This is a genomic window from Shewanella sp. MF05960, assembly GCF_050849305.1.
In the GTDB taxonomy this organism is placed as follows: Bacteria; Pseudomonadota; Gammaproteobacteria; order Enterobacterales; family Shewanellaceae; genus Shewanella.
This window is the reverse complement of record NZ_JBOZPS010000002.1, coordinates 67,887-82,234: the sequence shown is the minus strand read 5'-3', so window position 1 is coordinate 82,234 and position 14,348 is coordinate 67,887. Positions and strand designations below refer to the sequence as shown.

Genomic DNA, 14,348 nt, shown 5'->3' with positions numbered 1-14,348 from the left:
TTAATAACGGTATGGGATCAATGAGCGACTATAAATTTACTTTGAATTTGCCGGAAACTGAGTTTCCGATGCGCGGTAATTTGGCAAATCGCGAGCCAGAAATGTTAAATCGTTGGACGGAAGACGGGCTGTATCAACAGATCCGCGATAGCCGTACTGGTCGTAAACCTTTCATTTTGCATGACGGCCCTCCATACGCTAATGGCAGCATTCATATTGGTCACTCTGTAAATAAAATTCTTAAAGACATAATTATTAAGTCTAAAACCATGTCAGGTTTTGACGCACCTTATATTCCTGGTTGGGATTGTCACGGTTTACCGATTGAACTGAAAGTAGAGCAAAAAGTCGGTAAGCCAGGGGTTAAAATTTCTGCAGCAGAATTTCGTGAAGAATGCCGTAAATATGCCGCCACTCAAGTTGAAGGTCAGCGTGACGACTTTATTCGTTTAGGCGTACTAGGCGACTGGCAAAACCCATATTTAACTATGGATTTTTCAACTGAAGCCAATATTGTTCGCTCGTTAGCAAAAGTGATTGAAAGTGGTCATTTGCATAAGGGTGTTAAACCTGTGCATTGGTGTACCGACTGTGGTTCAGCGCTTGCAGAAGCAGAAGTTGAATACGAAGACAAAACTTCTCCAGCCATCGATGTTGCTTTTTTTGCCGTCGATGCTGCAGCCGTAGCGGCTAAGTTTGGTGTTGAAAATTACACTAAACCGGTTGCAATGGCTATTTGGACCACAACGCCATGGACTATACCTGCTAACCGCGCGCTATCACTTAGCCCTGAGTTAGATTACAGCTTGGTTGAATTTGTGAAAGAGGGTAAAGCTACCACGCTTATTTTGGCCCAAGTTTTAGTTGAGTCTTGCTTAGAGCGTTATAGTGCAGAATCACATACTATTTTAGGTGAAGTTAAAGGCGCTGAGCTGGAACTGATGCGTTTCAATCACCCATTCTATGCGTTTGATGTGCCAGCTATTCTTGGCGATCATGTGACTACAGACGCTGGTACCGGTATTGTTCATACAGCACCTGGTCATGGTCAAGACGACTTTGTTGTTGGCCAGAAATACGGCTTAGAAGTCGCAAACCCAGTTGGTGACAATGGTGTTTACAAGCCAGACACCGAGTTTTTTGCTGGTCAGCATGTATTTAAAGCCAATGCGAGCGTAGTGGAATTACTTGAAGAAAAAGGCGCATTATTACTGCATGTTGCTTATCGTCATAGCTATCCGCATTGCTGGCGCCACAAAACGCCAATTATTTTCCGTGCTACGCCACAGTGGTTTATCTCTATGGACAATCACGGTCTGCGTTCTCAAGCACTAAAAGAAATCGAGCAAACAAAATGGATCCCTGACTGGGGTCAAAGCCGCATCGAAAAAATGGTTGAAAACCGTCCTGACTGGTGTATTTCTCGTCAACGTACTTGGGGCGTCCCTATTACGTTATTTGTTCACCGTGAAACGGATGAATTGCATCCAGACAGTGTTTCATTAATGGAACGCGTCGCAAATCGTATTGAACAACAAGGCATTCAAGCCTGGTGGGATTTAGACGAAAGTGAATTGTTAGGTGATGAAGCGGACCAGTACCGTAAAGTGACCGATACCTTAGACGTATGGTATGACTCAGGTTCATCATTTTCATCAGTGGTTGCAGCCCGTCCTGAGTTTCATGGACATGACATTGATTTGTACCTAGAAGGAAGCGATCAGCATCGTGGTTGGTTTATGTCATCATTGATGATTTCTACCGCGATGAATGGTAAAGCACCTTATAAGCAAGTATTGACGCATGGTTTTACCGTTGATGGTAAAGGCCGCAAAATGTCAAAATCTGTTGGTAACGTGATTGCGCCATTACAAGTAATCAATAAGCTTGGTGCTGATATTCTACGCCTGTGGGTTGCTGCGACAGATTACAGCGGTGAAATGACCGTATCTGACGAGATTTTAAACCGTAGTGCAGATGCATATCGCCGTATTCGTAATACTGCGCGTTTCTTGTTAGCTAACTTAAGTGGCTTCAACCCTGAAACTGACATGATTGCATCAGAAGATATGGTCGCGTTAGATCGTTGGGTTGTTCGTCGTGCTGCTGCATTACAACAAGAAATCATTGAAGCGTATGATCAATACAACTTCCACCAAGTGACTCAAAAACTGATGCAGTTCTGTTCAGTTGAGTTAGGCAGTTTCTATCTTGATATTATTAAAGATCGCCAGTACACCGCTAAGCAAGAAGGACATGCTCGTCGTAGTTGTCAATCTGCGCTTTACCATATTGCTGAGGCAATGGTGCGTTGGATGACACCAATTTTAAGCTTTACCGCTGATGAAGTGTGGCAATTATTGCCAGGTAAACGTGAAAAGTATGTGTTTACCCAAGAATGGTACCAAGGCTTAGAAGCGGTCACGCTTGATACAGATTTAAGCGATGATTATTGGGATAAACTATTAACTGTCCGTAATGAAGTTAACAAAGTACTTGAACAAGCTCGTCGTGATAAGCGTATTGGTGGTTCATTAGAAGCTGAAGTGACATTGTTCGCCGATGCTGATTTAGCCGCTGAGTTAGCTAAAGTGGGTGATGAATTACGCTTTATTCTTATTACCTCTAAAGCCGCTGTTGCGGATATGTCGCAAGCCGGTAGCGATGCCATCGAAACTGAATTAAGTTCGCTTAAATTGGTCGTTGCCAAAAGTAGCGCCGAGAAGTGTGAGCGTTGCTGGCACTATCGTGAAGAGGTTGGCACCATTGAAACTCACCCAACATTGTGTCAACGCTGTGTGACCAATATTGAAGGTGAAGGCGAACAGCGCGAATTCGCTTAAAGGAATAACAATAATGAGTTCTGTGCCATTAACTTGGAAAGACAGTGGCTTGCGTTGGTATTGGGTAGCTGCATTGGTGTTTTTAGCCGATCAGCTATCTAAACAATGGGTCATCGCTAATTTCGAACTGTATGACTCGGTAAAGCTACTGCCGTTTTTTAACTTTACCTACGTAAGAAATTACGGAGCAGCATTTAGTTTTCTCGATGATGCAGGTGGTTGGCAGCGTTGGTTTTTTGCCGTTATAGCTGTTGGTTTTAGTACTTTGTTGACTATTTGGCTGCGTAAACAGTCACACACCATGTGGCGCAGTAATTTAGCGTTCACCTTAGTAATTGGTGGTGCTTTAGGCAACTTAGTTGATCGCTTAATGCACGGTTTTGTTGTGGATTTTATCGATTTTTATTTGAATACCAGCCATTACCCAGCCTTTAATATCGCAGATGCTGGCATATTTGTTGGCGCGATATTGATTATTTGGGAATCGTTTAAGCCTGATAATAAAACATCAGAGGAGCAATCTAGTCGTGACTGATTTAACTAAACAAGATGACCAAGCGTTACTGTGTCATATGAACATAGTCTTAGAAGATGGCTCTACCGCTGATAGCACCAAAGCATCGGGAAAGCCTGCTCGTTTAAATATAGGCGACAACAGTTTAAGCCCTGCATTTGAAGCTCAGCTTAAAGGTTTAAAAGCGGGTGATAAGCATCAATTTACGCTCGCACCACAAGATGCGTTTGGTGAGTCAAACCCTGATGCAATTCATTATATGGATCGCAGTCGTTTCCCTGCAGACATGAAGCTTGAAGCGGGCGTCATTGTCAGTTTTGCCGGCCCGGGTGGCAGTGAAATCCCTGGTATTGTCCGTGACACTGCCGGTGACTCGATTACCGTTGATTTAAATCATCCGCTAGCAGGGCACACCATTACATTTGAGCTTGAAGTGGTCAGTGTTATTACGGAATAAAGGTATAACATGTTGAAAGTTGATCCAACATCGCCAGAACTCAGCATTTTACTCGCAAATCCTCGTGGGTTTTGTGCTGGGGTTGATCGCGCTATCAGTATTGTAGAGCGTGCTTTAGAGCTGTTTGAACCGCCTATCTATGTGCGTCATGAAGTGGTACATAATCGTTATGTGGTCGACAATCTAAAGCAACGTGGTGCGCTTTTTATTGATGAGCTCCATCAAGTGCCAGATAATAGCATCGTTATTTTTAGCGCCCATGGTGTATCACAAGCAGTAAGAAAAGAAGCCAAAACGCGTGGACTAAAAGTCTTTGATGCGACTTGTCCGCTGGTGACTAAAGTGCATCTACAAGTGACACGTGCAAGCCGTAAAGGTATTGAGTGCATTTTGATTGGTCACGAAGGTCATCCAGAAGTTGAAGGCACCATGGGGCAGTATGATAATCCCAATGGCGGTGTTTATCTGATTGAGTCACCAGAAGATGTGAATAATCTTCAAGTCAATAACCCTGATAACTTATGTTTTGTCACCCAAACGACGCTTTCAGTGGACGACACATTAGATATCATCGCTGCTCTACAGCAACGCTTCCCTTCTATTGAAGGTCCGCGTAAAGATGATATTTGCTACGCCACTCAAAATAGACAAGATGCAGTACGTAGCATGTCTGCTGAAGTCGATTTGCTTATTGTTGTCGGGTCAAAAAACAGCTCTAACTCAAATCGTTTACGTGAACTTGCTGAAAAAACCGGCACCCAGTCTTATTTAGTCGACACCGCTGCTGATGTTGAGCCAGTGTGGTTTGATGGTGTAAAAAAAGTAGCTGTTACCGCAGGCGCTTCAGCACCAGAAGTTTTGGTACAACAGGTCGTTAACGCAATCGCTACATTAGCACCGAGTGTTATTACCGAAGTTGAAGGTCGAAAAGAAGACACCGTCTTTGCTGTCCCTGCTGAATTACGATAATAAATTCAATAATCTAGATGTACTTACCCGCAACTTAATTTAGGTTGCGGGTTTTTTGTACTTGCGCGGTAAACCGAGTATAATACTGATTAGATGTTAACTTTTTAAATCAATGTAAATATATATCAATGCTACTTACTGATTACATTTAACTCAGTTATTATTACAAATTGGTTAATGCAATTGTCAGTAGATTAGGTTTAAGGCAAACCAATATTTTGATTGCCTTTTCATGGAGGTTTGGCGCTGATGTCATTTAAAAGGAATGGATTTTCCTTAATAGAAGTAATGGTGTCACTGGTTATTCTAGTGATAGGCCTTATTGGCATTTTTAATCTGCATATTGTGTCTAAGCAGGGCAGTTTCGAATCTTTTCAGCAAACTCAAGCATCATATTACGCTAATGATATTATCAATCGCATGCGCTTAAATGTGAGCGAGCTATCTAATTACGGTTCCTCAGCTGGTACTAAATATACTAGCCCTTCATCAACAAGGCCTAAAGAATGCTCAAATGCAAATTTGTGTTCAACATCTGAATTACTCGCTTGGGACCTGTATGAATGGCAAAGTTTGTTTGTTGGAGATTTAGAGGTTAGTAGTGAGGAAGGGAGTGTGGGTGGATTACCTTCACCCGAAGCCTGTATTTTTGTCAATTCAAATGACGTTACAGTCGTAATCACTTGGCAAACTGTTAGAAATTTCAATGCTTCTAATGAGAATTATTCAGATTTAGTAAAATTATGTGATTCATCCGGTGCAAAAAGAAGAATTTACGAAGTTAAAACGGCGATTTATTGATGAGACTGATGATGAACAAGTTATCCATAAAAAACAAAGGCATGTCCTTAGTTGAGTTAATGATAGCAATGCTAATTAGCTTGTTTTTAACTGCCGGCCTTTTTACGCTATTTAGCATGTCATCAAGTAATGTGACAACAACAAGTCAATTTAACCAGCTACAAGAAAATGGTCGAATAGCTTTAACGTTAATAGAAAGAGACATCAGTCAGCTTGGTTTTTTTGCCGATATTACAGGTACTGAACTTATACTGAATGTTAATACAGTGAATTCTACAACTGCTTTAACTTCTGATTGTGTTGGAGAGGGGGCAAATAATGCCACTTTCCCTCAACTAGCCCCTGCACACTTTAGACGATTATGGGGATTTGAATATACCTCGACATTACGTATAAATTGCAATTCCGCGTTAACACCAGATAAAAGTACTGATGTTATTCAAATTAAAAGATTAATCGGCCCATCGGTCCCTGCAGCCGACCTTGATAGCAACGCATTTTACGCATCTGTTACGGCAAATGAAATTGAGTTCTTTGATGGTGATGATACTCCACCCGTAAAATTAAACAGTCGAATGTGGAAGTATCAACATAGAATTTACTATATTGAAACTGAATCAGGTATTCCAGTGCTTAAGCGTCGCAGCCTGAATTTATCCGGTGGGATGAAAAATGAAGAACAACTTGTTGAAGGGATACAGAACATTCATTTTACATACGGTTTTGATAATGATGGTGATTCAACGCCAGATGCTTTTTTACCGGCTAAAGATGTTACAAACTTCATGTGGGATAACCAAGGTTTTCAGCGTCTCGTTGCTGTTAAAATTTATGTCCTTGTCAGGGCTGTTAACATTGATAGAAGCTACGAAAATGATGTGACTTATAGCTTGGGTGATAAAAAAGTTTCAGGCTCTGTAAATCCAAATAAAGTTAGTGATGCAGATTATAAACATTACAGACGCAAGGTTATGTCTACAACCGTAGTATTAGAAAACCCGGTACTGATTAGGAATTAAATTATGAATGTATTTAGGTATAACAATGATCAAAACTCATAAAAAACAGCAGGGTGTAGTGCTATTTTTTTCATTAATCGTATTAGTATTAATGACTATCATTGGTGTTGCATTGGCTGTCAATTCGACGCAGTCATTAAGAATGTCAGGTGCCGGAAGTGACAGGTTAGCTGCGACATCCCTAGCGCTCGGGGGATTGAATACTGTGATTTCTAAAAATGTAGCATACCAGTTTAGTACGACTGTAATTCCTAAGCGAACGGTAACTGAATTAAATGGTAGTCAAAATATATTGCTAATGCCTATAGATAACCCTGGTATTAATGTGAGTTGCCAAAGAACTGAGAAGGCTAATGCTGCAAATTTAATTGACTGTCGAAGAATCGAAGTATCTAGTTCAGTTAATTACGGACGAGGTGGTTACGGAGAACTTTCTGTGACAATGGGTGTTGAGCAAGAAGTGCTCAAGGAGAATTAAAATGTTTTATAAATATTCAGGCTTCACATTACTATTTTTTATTACCGGCTTTGCAGCTATCGCCTTTGCTGATGATACCGAATTATACGTTTTAGAATCATCTGTGCGTAGTGATGATAATCCACAGATTCTTATTATTTTAGACACATCAGGTAGTATGGATAAAAATGGTGGTGAAATGCTTGCCCCACCATTTCTAACTTCGGCAACTCCGACAAGTACGACTAAAATATATTATTCGACGAGTGTTGATGAAGTTCCTTTGATTGGAAGTCAAAGTTATTTTACATATGATAAAAATAACTGCAATTCATCATTAAACATTATTAAGTCTTTTGGCATTTATACTGGTTATTTTAGACAATACCAAGATGAAAAATGGGCTGAGCTCCCTCTTACTAATGATAATATTATATCTTCTATTGATTGTTATGAAGATATTGCGGTTGCAGACAATAAAAATGCTAGTGGTAAGAGTAATGGTTATCCTGTAGACGGGTTAAGTAGTGCCTATAGTAATGATTCCAATGCGTTAGCTAATGCAAGGTTAACTGATTTCGGATTGGGGAAACCGATAACTTTATTTACTGAAAGATATGTCAATTGGTATCATAATAAACCTAATAATGCTTGGACAACGCGCATGGCAGTTGCTAAGCGAGTTTTAAGTGAGGTTATCGTTAATACTCCGGGTGTCGATTTAGGGTTGATGATTTTTAATAAAAATTCAAACGGTTATGACCGGCATGGTGGTCGTGTTATTTCGAATATTAAAACAGGAAATATAACTAATAAAAATAGTTTACTGACTACGGTAAATAATACTATTTCAATTCAGAGTAACTCTACACCGTTGTGTGAAACGTTATATGAAGCTGCTCGCTATTTACATGCAAAAAGTGTGGTCAATGGACACAAAACCAGTGGTTCTACAGATAATCCTAGTTATGACACTAGCGCAGAGTCACCTTCTGGAACCTATAAAAGCCCATTCATCGGTAAAGAATGTGGCTCTAATGCATCTATTATTTTAATTACAGATGGTGCCCCACAGTATGATACTAATGAAAATGGAAATATAAAAAATTTGTTAGGCTTGCCTTCTAACACAACAGATAAAGACACCCCCAATTCTATATACGTAGATGCTTACAATTATGATAAACATTATAGTTTATTACCTTCAGTAGCGAATTGGTTAGCCAATAATGACGTTAATCCATATGCTCCTGGTGTACAAACAGTTAAAACCTATACAATTGGATTTAGTGAAGGAGTCAATAATGCAACGAAATTGTTGAATTCAACTGCTGCTCTGGGAAATGGAGTTGCATACTACGCTACTGATACATCAGAACTTCAAGCTTCATTAATAGATGCAATTGAAGCTATTAGCCTTGACAGCTCTAGTTTTTCTTCACCATCAGTTGTTCTTGATAAAACACAAACTGGAAATTCGGCGTATTTTGCAATGTTTTTACCAGGTGAAGGCCCTAGGTGGACCGGTAATCTTAAAAAGTTTAAAGTAAATTCAACGGGTGATATTTTAGATAAAAATAATAACAAGGCTTTTTCTAGTGATGGCCGGATTGCTGAAGATGCATGTTCATTATGGGTTAGCGATGCAAGTTGTGCTGATGCAGATTATCAAGGCTATGATGTTAATGATGGTGGTGTAGTCGCGGCATTACGAGACAACTACAGGAATTCAGCGGGTCTAGCGAATAGAAATGTACTTACCAATACAGGTAGCTCGGGTTCACTAGTTGCCTTAACAAAAAATAATGCAAGAATAAACGGTAATTTAAATGATGCAGAACTAGCAACATTTTTAAATGTTGATCAAAATAATATTGAAAGTACTTTAAATTGGGCTAAAGGCCAAAATGTCGATAATGAGAAATATAATTTACAAACAGCTCCATATCTTAGACAAGATATATTAGGTGACCCGCTTCATTCAAGACCTCTGGTCATAAATTATGGCACAACCGCATCACCTGATATAAGAATTATCATGGGAACCAACCATGGTTTTGTTCATATGTTTAAAGATACGGAGTCAGAGGTTAATGGTCAGAGTGTCAGTACTGTATCTGAATCATGGGCTTTTATTCCCCATGAATTATTACCTAATATTAAAAGCTTAAGAGATAACCCTAAAACAGGTGTTCATTCTGTATATGGTATGGATGGCTCTGCAGTTCCGTATTTTGAATATGATGCAGATGGTAAAATCAATAAAGCTTGGGTATTTATGGGAATGCGAAGAGGAGGCAGTTCATATTATGCCTTAGACGTAACAAATAAAGATGCTCCAACGTTACTGTGGATTAAGAATAACAGTGATTATTCATTATTAGGGCAGTCTTGGTCTGAGCCTGTAGTGACTAAAATATCAGGGTGGAAAGACTCTAAAGGCAATGCAAAACCTGTTTTAGTGGTGGGTGCTGGATATAATCCAAGTACAAAAGATGGTGCCAGTGTCGGCACTAACGACACTAAAGGTGCTGGTATTTATATCTTGGACGCCGCAACAGGCATTAAAGTACATAGCTTTGGCGGTTCAGGAGTCGATACAACTATGCCTGGAATTATCGATAGCATTCCGAGTAAAGTTGCTGTATTGGATAGTAATAATGATCAACTTACTGACCGAATTTATGCTGCAGATACAGGTGCTAATGTGTGGCGTATAGATTTACCCGGATTATCGACAGATTCTAAAAATCCATGGAGTGCTTTTAAATTTGCGAATATGGGTGGTAATGATACTTCAACAGATATTCGTTTTTATTCTGAGCCAGTAATTGCCCAAACAGCTTTTAGTAATGTGTCGGAGCACACATACACAGATATTGATGGGAAAAGCGTAACATCAAAACAATATCAAAGTATCCCCTATGATGCAGTGGTAATTGGCAGTGGGCACAGGGCAAACCCTTTAAACAAAACACGAAATGATAAGTTTTTCGTATTCCAAGATCGAAATATTGTCTCGAAGTCTTATAGTTCAGCAGCTGGGAATAGTTCTCCTGCAGCATTAACAATATCCGATTTATATGATGTAACTACTGAGTCTCCGACAGCGGATGAGGCTTTAATTACCTTTGGACAAAAAAGAGGTTGGTATTATAGCTTTGCTGATGCCGGTGAAAAATCTTTGTCAGCAGCAACAATAGTAGAAGGTAAAGTATTTTTCACTTCCTACGTTCCTCAAACCGGTGCGACTGATAATGCATGTTTAATCCCCGGAGAAGGACGTTTACGTGGCCGAGATCTCCACAAAGGCGGAAAAATTTATAGTTATTCACAAGACTACTTTAAAATGAGTGAACAAGTGCCCGATACTCCTACATTAGTAATCCCTAAAAATGGTGATGATATTAGTTATATGTACTTAATTGGGATTGGTGATGCAGCAAATGAAATGATAAAAAATGATCTAATGGGCGATGATGGTTGCGCTGATGGCGATAATAAATGTGTTGGTGGTGGATTGGGTGTAAATCAGATCTACTATCATACTAAAGAGAATTAAACATGAAGATATCAATTGCTAAAGCACACTCTGGTTTTACCTTAATAGAAGTAATGATCACCGTTGTCATCGTTGGTATTTTAGCTTCAATAGCATACCCTTCATACACTAAGTTTGTTGCGAAGGGAGCGAGAGGTGATGCTTTAGCTGGGTTGATGAATGTGGCAAATAGGCAAGAGCAGTATTATCTAGATCATAAAACGTTCACTAAAAATATGAAAAGGCTCGGACTTTCTGTTGATGGTGATGGTTATTTTGTTGTTGAAAATGGATACTACAAAATAGATGCTACTACTGCCAATACCAACCGATACACTATCGAGGCTAAAGCCAATGACATTCAGAAGGCAAGAGATTCAGAATGCTCTTCAATGACAATTACTTCTGATGGTGAAAAAGCCCCAAGCGAATGCTGGTCAAACTAATAAGCTGAAGTCTCTAATTACAGTTTACACTTGTTGTAATTAATGAAATTTTGCCTGATGGACTAACTGTTATACCTTTAGAGTATTCACTATTTTTCTTAGATGGACAGTAGTGAATACTAATTACATTATTGGTTGTCAACATCCCATCGATGTTAAAAGTAATAGTCGAGGATGAAGCTTTAATAAAGTCTTTTGAATTAAGATTTTGTACCTTTTTCAGGACATCACCATTATCTTCAATAACAACAACATACCCATCAATCCAACTACCAGTGCAACCTGAATCGCTACCAGAGCAAATTGAAACCTTCCTACCATAACTAATGGCTTGACTTCTTGCAAATACAACAGCACTTTGTATATTACTAATGGCAGTAGAGCTTCGTGACATCTCATAGACTGAATTTAACGAGGGTACCGCTACAGCGAGCAAGATAGCCGCAACTGCAACAGTAACCATCAGTTCAACTAGCGTAAAACCATTTATATTTTTCATTACCAATCCTTATTCGAGCTCTTGTTCTTATTTTGGATCATTGGGGAGAAAATAGATATGGTCTATGGTTTTTACTCACGTAATTTAGAAAATAACACTCTATTATTTTGTATAATGCGATAATGTCATTGGTAAAAAGCCTAATCGCACTTTGAGTTAGTAAATTTAGCCTGACTTATTGTGATTTTATTTTTATCGAATCCAGCATGTAAACTATTTACAAATCACTTTTTTCCTTGAAAAGCGTACTCTTCCAGATTGATTGATGATTATCGCCTCAGAATAAGGGCTATCGATCACACGAGGGCAATACCTAAAAGTACCATTTGTACCTGATGCCAGACCATCAGCTTGAAACCTAACATATCTTCTATTGTAGTAAACAATATCGTTGACATTAAATGCCGGAACTTCAAGCAATATTTTGTCTGACGATGATAGTTCATTTAGTGTTAATCCATCTAGAAAGATTGTGTAGCCTTTATGCCATTGTCGCGTACATTTATTAGCTTTAAGATTACAAACTGTGACTTTTCTGCCATAACTAATGGCCATATTTCTAGCAAACTGCATAGATTGTTGTATCACTTTGATACTGCTCTGTGCTCTCACTTGCTCGTTCATCGCGGTAAAAGACGGAATGGCGATGAGCGACATTAGCATGACAATTAATGTAGTGACGATGAGCTCAATAAGGCCAAAGCCATTGTTTGATTGAATGTAAGGCATAACAGTTCATCCTTAATCTAGTTGCAGCATCCTGCTACGGGGTCAATTAGTATAGAAAATGAACAGCGTTTTTGCTGTGAAATATCTTTTTCTAAATACGTAAAATAGCAGCGACAATTAGCTGCAGATTCAAGTAAGATATTTGCAAGCAGTTTGGTTGCAATAAACGTCAACGACGACATATGTTTAACCAACAATTTAGCCGATGACAGGAGTATGTAATGAAAAAAGTCGAAGCCATTATTAAACCATTTAAATTGGATGATGTGCGTGAGTCACTCGCTGAGATTGGCATTACGGGTATGACAGTGTCAGAAGTAAAAGGTTTTGGTCGTCAAAAAGGCCACACTGAGCTATATCGTGGCGCAGAATATATGGTTGATTTTTTGCCTAAAGTTAAAATTGAACTAGTGATTCAAGATGAGCTGCTAGAGCGTGCCATCGATGTCATCGTTGATACTGCCAGAACAGGCAAAATTGGTGATGGTAAGATTTTTGTTACCGATGTAGAGCGAGTTATCCGTATTCGTACCGGTGAAGAAAACGAAGAAGCAGTATAAGGCCCACAGGGGCCTTTTTTTATGTTCGTTTATCTTGAGTCACATTGTTAAAATAAAGGTGTTTAGAGGTCATTTATGCAGCAAAGAATTGTTATTGTAGGCGGTGGAGCAGCAGGGTTAGCATTGGCTTCAAAATTAGGGCGTAAGTTCGGTAACAATTCTTTGATCGATATCAGTTTGATTGATAAAAACACCGTGCACATTTGGAAACCTAAATTACATGAAGTTGCCGTAGGGGTGATAGACCAATCCATCGAAGGATTACAATATCGCGATCATGGACTTAAAAATGGTTATCGCTATATTCGCGGAGCCATTGAACAATGTGACCCGCAAACCAAAACAATTCAACTCGCCCCAGTCTATAACGATGATGGTGAACAGATCATTGCCGCTCGCCAAATTGAGTACGACACATTGGTGTTAGCCTTAGGAGGCGTGTCTAATAGTTTTAATACGCCTGGCGCTGAGAAACATTGTATTTTCTTAGACAGCCTCGATAGCGCTAATTTATTTCACCACAAATTGATGGATGCCTTGCTTCAACTTAATGAAACCCAAGATCAGTTGGGGATTGGTATTGTTGGCGCGGGAGCGACTGGGGTTGAGCTATCGGCAGAGCTTCACCATGTTATTGAGTCAGTAAAAGAATACGGCTATCAAAACATCTCGAAAGATCATCTAGACATTAACCTGATTGAAGCATCGAATAAAATATTGCCACAATTGCCAGAGCAAGTGAGCGCAAGAGCACAAACGGTATTATCAAAGCTCGGTGTCAAACTCCATCTTGGCGTGCAAGTCAAAGAAGTCACTAAAGAAGGCTTTGTGACCGCAACGGGTGATGTCATTAAAGCCAATATTAAAGTATGGGCTGCTGGCGTTAAAGGGCCAAAAGTATTCGAGAACTTTACTCAACTCCCAGTGACGCCGCGTAATCAATTAGATGTTGATGACTGCATGCGAGTAAAAGGGGTCAACGATATCTATGCGTTAGGCGATTGCGCGCAATTGATATTACCATCAGGTAAACCGGTTCCACCTCGTGCCCAAGCTGCAGCGCAAATGGCAGACCGCCTATATGCTAATTTGTGCTTAAAAATGAAATTGCAGCCAGAAAAGCCATTTGAATATAAAGATTATGGTTCATTGGTTTCATTAAGCCGTTTTTCAGCGGTCGGTAATTTGATGGGGAGTTTACGCTCTGGTGATTTTTTCGTAGAAGGTCACGTAGCGCGCTTAATGTATATCTCGTTATATCAACGCCATTTAGCCAGCTTATATGGTTGGTTTTCTGCTTCTGTATATCGTATTGCACAAAAATTACTACGTTGGCAGCGTCCTAAACTTAAATTACATTAATGCCCGTTTAACCAGCTTAAGGGTTTTATGACTGCTAAAGCCCTTTTAATTGCACAATAAAGCAGCTTTTGATGATGATAAGCGCAATTTAATCTAAATGTACTTGAATTTAAGATTGATCTTGGTAGTTTCAGTTATTAACGAGTTGTTA

Annotated in this window: 13 protein-coding genes; 11 read left to right on the top strand and 2 right to left on the bottom strand. The window is 39.5% G+C overall.

All coding sequences use genetic code 11. The annotated features are described in order from the left end of the window. Nucleotides 1-20 precede the first annotated feature (20 nt). From ileS to ACROAE_RS02025, 9 genes are all read left to right on the top strand, one after another. Entirely contained in the window at nucleotides 21-2,843 is a 2,823-nt protein-coding gene (gene ileS, locus ACROAE_RS02065; protein WP_432399277.1) for an isoleucine--tRNA ligase, read from the top strand. A gap of 22 nt (nucleotides 2,844-2,865) precedes the next feature. Further along, complete coding sequence (lspA, locus tag ACROAE_RS02060; protein WP_432399497.1) at nucleotides 2,866-3,378, top strand: signal peptidase II; 513 nt, start codon at nucleotides 2,866-2,868, stop codon at nucleotides 3,376-3,378. Continuing rightward, complete coding sequence (fkpB, locus tag ACROAE_RS02055) at nucleotides 3,371-3,814, top strand: FKBP-type peptidyl-prolyl cis-trans isomerase (RefSeq protein WP_432399276.1); 444 nt, start codon at nucleotides 3,371-3,373, stop codon at nucleotides 3,812-3,814. The genes lspA and fkpB overlap by 8 nt, the downstream gene beginning before the upstream one ends. A 9-nt stretch (nucleotides 3,815-3,823) precedes the next feature. Further along, a complete protein-coding gene (gene ispH, locus ACROAE_RS02050) occupies nucleotides 3,824-4,783 on the top strand; it encodes a 4-hydroxy-3-methylbut-2-enyl diphosphate reductase (RefSeq protein ID WP_432399275.1) in 960 nt (319 codons plus the stop codon). A gap of 249 nt (nucleotides 4,784-5,032) precedes the next feature. Further along, on the top strand, nucleotides 5,033-5,584 hold the full coding sequence (gene pilV / locus ACROAE_RS02045) for a type IV pilus modification protein PilV (RefSeq protein ID WP_432399274.1): 552 nt from the start codon (nucleotides 5,033-5,035) through the stop codon (nucleotides 5,582-5,584). After that, nucleotides 5,584-6,603 (top strand): PilW family protein, encoded by a 1,020-nt coding sequence (locus ACROAE_RS02040; RefSeq protein WP_432399273.1) that lies wholly within the window; start codon nucleotides 5,584-5,586, stop codon nucleotides 6,601-6,603. Before pilV ends, ACROAE_RS02040 begins: the two co-directional genes overlap by 1 nt. Before the next feature lie 25 nt (nucleotides 6,604-6,628). After that, entirely contained in the window at nucleotides 6,629-7,081 is a 453-nt protein-coding gene (locus ACROAE_RS02035) for a pilus assembly PilX family protein (protein WP_432399272.1), read from the top strand. A gap of 1 nt (nucleotide 7,082) precedes the next feature. After that, nucleotides 7,083-10,622: a pilus assembly protein gene (locus ACROAE_RS02030; protein WP_432399271.1), complete on the top strand. Its 3,540-nt coding sequence runs from the start codon at nucleotides 7,083-7,085 to the stop codon at nucleotides 10,620-10,622. A gap of 2 nt (nucleotides 10,623-10,624) precedes the next feature. After that, nucleotides 10,625-11,047 carry a type IV pilin protein gene (locus ACROAE_RS02025; RefSeq protein ID WP_432399270.1) on the top strand — a complete coding sequence of 141 codons (423 nt, stop codon included), beginning with the start codon at nucleotides 10,625-10,627 and terminating at the stop codon, nucleotides 11,045-11,047. A 13-nt stretch (nucleotides 11,048-11,060) separates the two neighbouring features. On the opposite strand, the gene ACROAE_RS02020 is transcribed toward ACROAE_RS02025, so the two are convergent. Together ACROAE_RS02020 and ACROAE_RS02015 are read right to left on the bottom strand one after the other, a co-directional pair. Beyond that, nucleotides 11,061-11,546 (bottom strand): GspH/FimT family pseudopilin, encoded by a 486-nt coding sequence (locus tag ACROAE_RS02020; RefSeq protein WP_432399269.1) that lies wholly within the window; start codon nucleotides 11,544-11,546, stop codon nucleotides 11,061-11,063. A 213-nt stretch (nucleotides 11,547-11,759) separates the two neighbouring features. Then, on the bottom strand, nucleotides 11,760-12,275 hold the full coding sequence (locus ACROAE_RS02015) for a GspH/FimT family pseudopilin (RefSeq protein WP_432399268.1): 516 nt from the start codon (nucleotides 12,273-12,275) through the stop codon (nucleotides 11,760-11,762). A gap of 221 nt (nucleotides 12,276-12,496) precedes the next feature. Between ACROAE_RS02015 and glnB the strand changes: the two genes are divergently transcribed. Continuing rightward, nucleotides 12,497-12,835 carry a nitrogen regulatory protein P-II gene (gene glnB / locus ACROAE_RS02010; protein ID WP_124017158.1) on the top strand — a complete coding sequence of 113 codons (339 nt, stop codon included), beginning with the start codon at nucleotides 12,497-12,499 and terminating at the stop codon, nucleotides 12,833-12,835. A 75-nt stretch (nucleotides 12,836-12,910) separates the two neighbouring features. Further along, a complete protein-coding gene (locus tag ACROAE_RS02005; RefSeq protein ID WP_432399267.1) occupies nucleotides 12,911-14,197 on the top strand; it encodes an NAD(P)/FAD-dependent oxidoreductase in 1,287 nt (428 codons plus the stop codon). The last annotated feature ends 151 nt before the right edge of the window (nucleotides 14,198-14,348 follow it).

What these genes read in the sequence shown, in the direction of transcription:
- ileS (WP_432399277.1), top strand. Translation starts at nt 21, where the DNA reads ATGAGCGACTATAAATTTACTTTGAATTTGCCGGAAACTGAGTTTCCG.
- ispH (WP_432399275.1), top strand. Translation starts at nt 3,824, where the DNA reads ATGTTGAAAGTTGATCCAACATCGCCAGAACTCAGCATTTTACTCGCA.
- pilV (WP_432399274.1), top strand. Translation starts at nt 5,033, where the DNA reads ATGTCATTTAAAAGGAATGGATTTTCCTTAATAGAAGTAATGGTGTCA.
- ACROAE_RS02040 (WP_432399273.1), top strand. Translation starts at nt 5,584, where the DNA reads ATGAGACTGATGATGAACAAGTTATCCATAAAAAACAAAGGCATGTCC.
- ACROAE_RS02035 (WP_432399272.1), top strand. Translation starts at nt 6,629, where the DNA reads ATGATCAAAACTCATAAAAAACAGCAGGGTGTAGTGCTATTTTTTTCA.
- ACROAE_RS02030 (WP_432399271.1), top strand. Translation starts at nt 7,083, where the DNA reads ATGTTTTATAAATATTCAGGCTTCACATTACTATTTTTTATTACCGGC.
- ACROAE_RS02025 (WP_432399270.1), top strand. Translation starts at nt 10,625, where the DNA reads ATGAAGATATCAATTGCTAAAGCACACTCTGGTTTTACCTTAATAGAA.
- ACROAE_RS02020 (WP_432399269.1), bottom strand. Translation starts at nt 11,546, where the DNA reads ATGAAAAATATAAATGGTTTTACGCTAGTTGAACTGATGGTTACTGTT.
- ACROAE_RS02015 (WP_432399268.1), bottom strand. Translation starts at nt 12,275, where the DNA reads ATGCCTTACATTCAATCAAACAATGGCTTTGGCCTTATTGAGCTCATC.
- glnB (WP_124017158.1), top strand. Translation starts at nt 12,497, where the DNA reads ATGAAAAAAGTCGAAGCCATTATTAAACCATTTAAATTGGATGATGTG.
- ACROAE_RS02005 (WP_432399267.1), top strand. Translation starts at nt 12,911, where the DNA reads ATGCAGCAAAGAATTGTTATTGTAGGCGGTGGAGCAGCAGGGTTAGCA.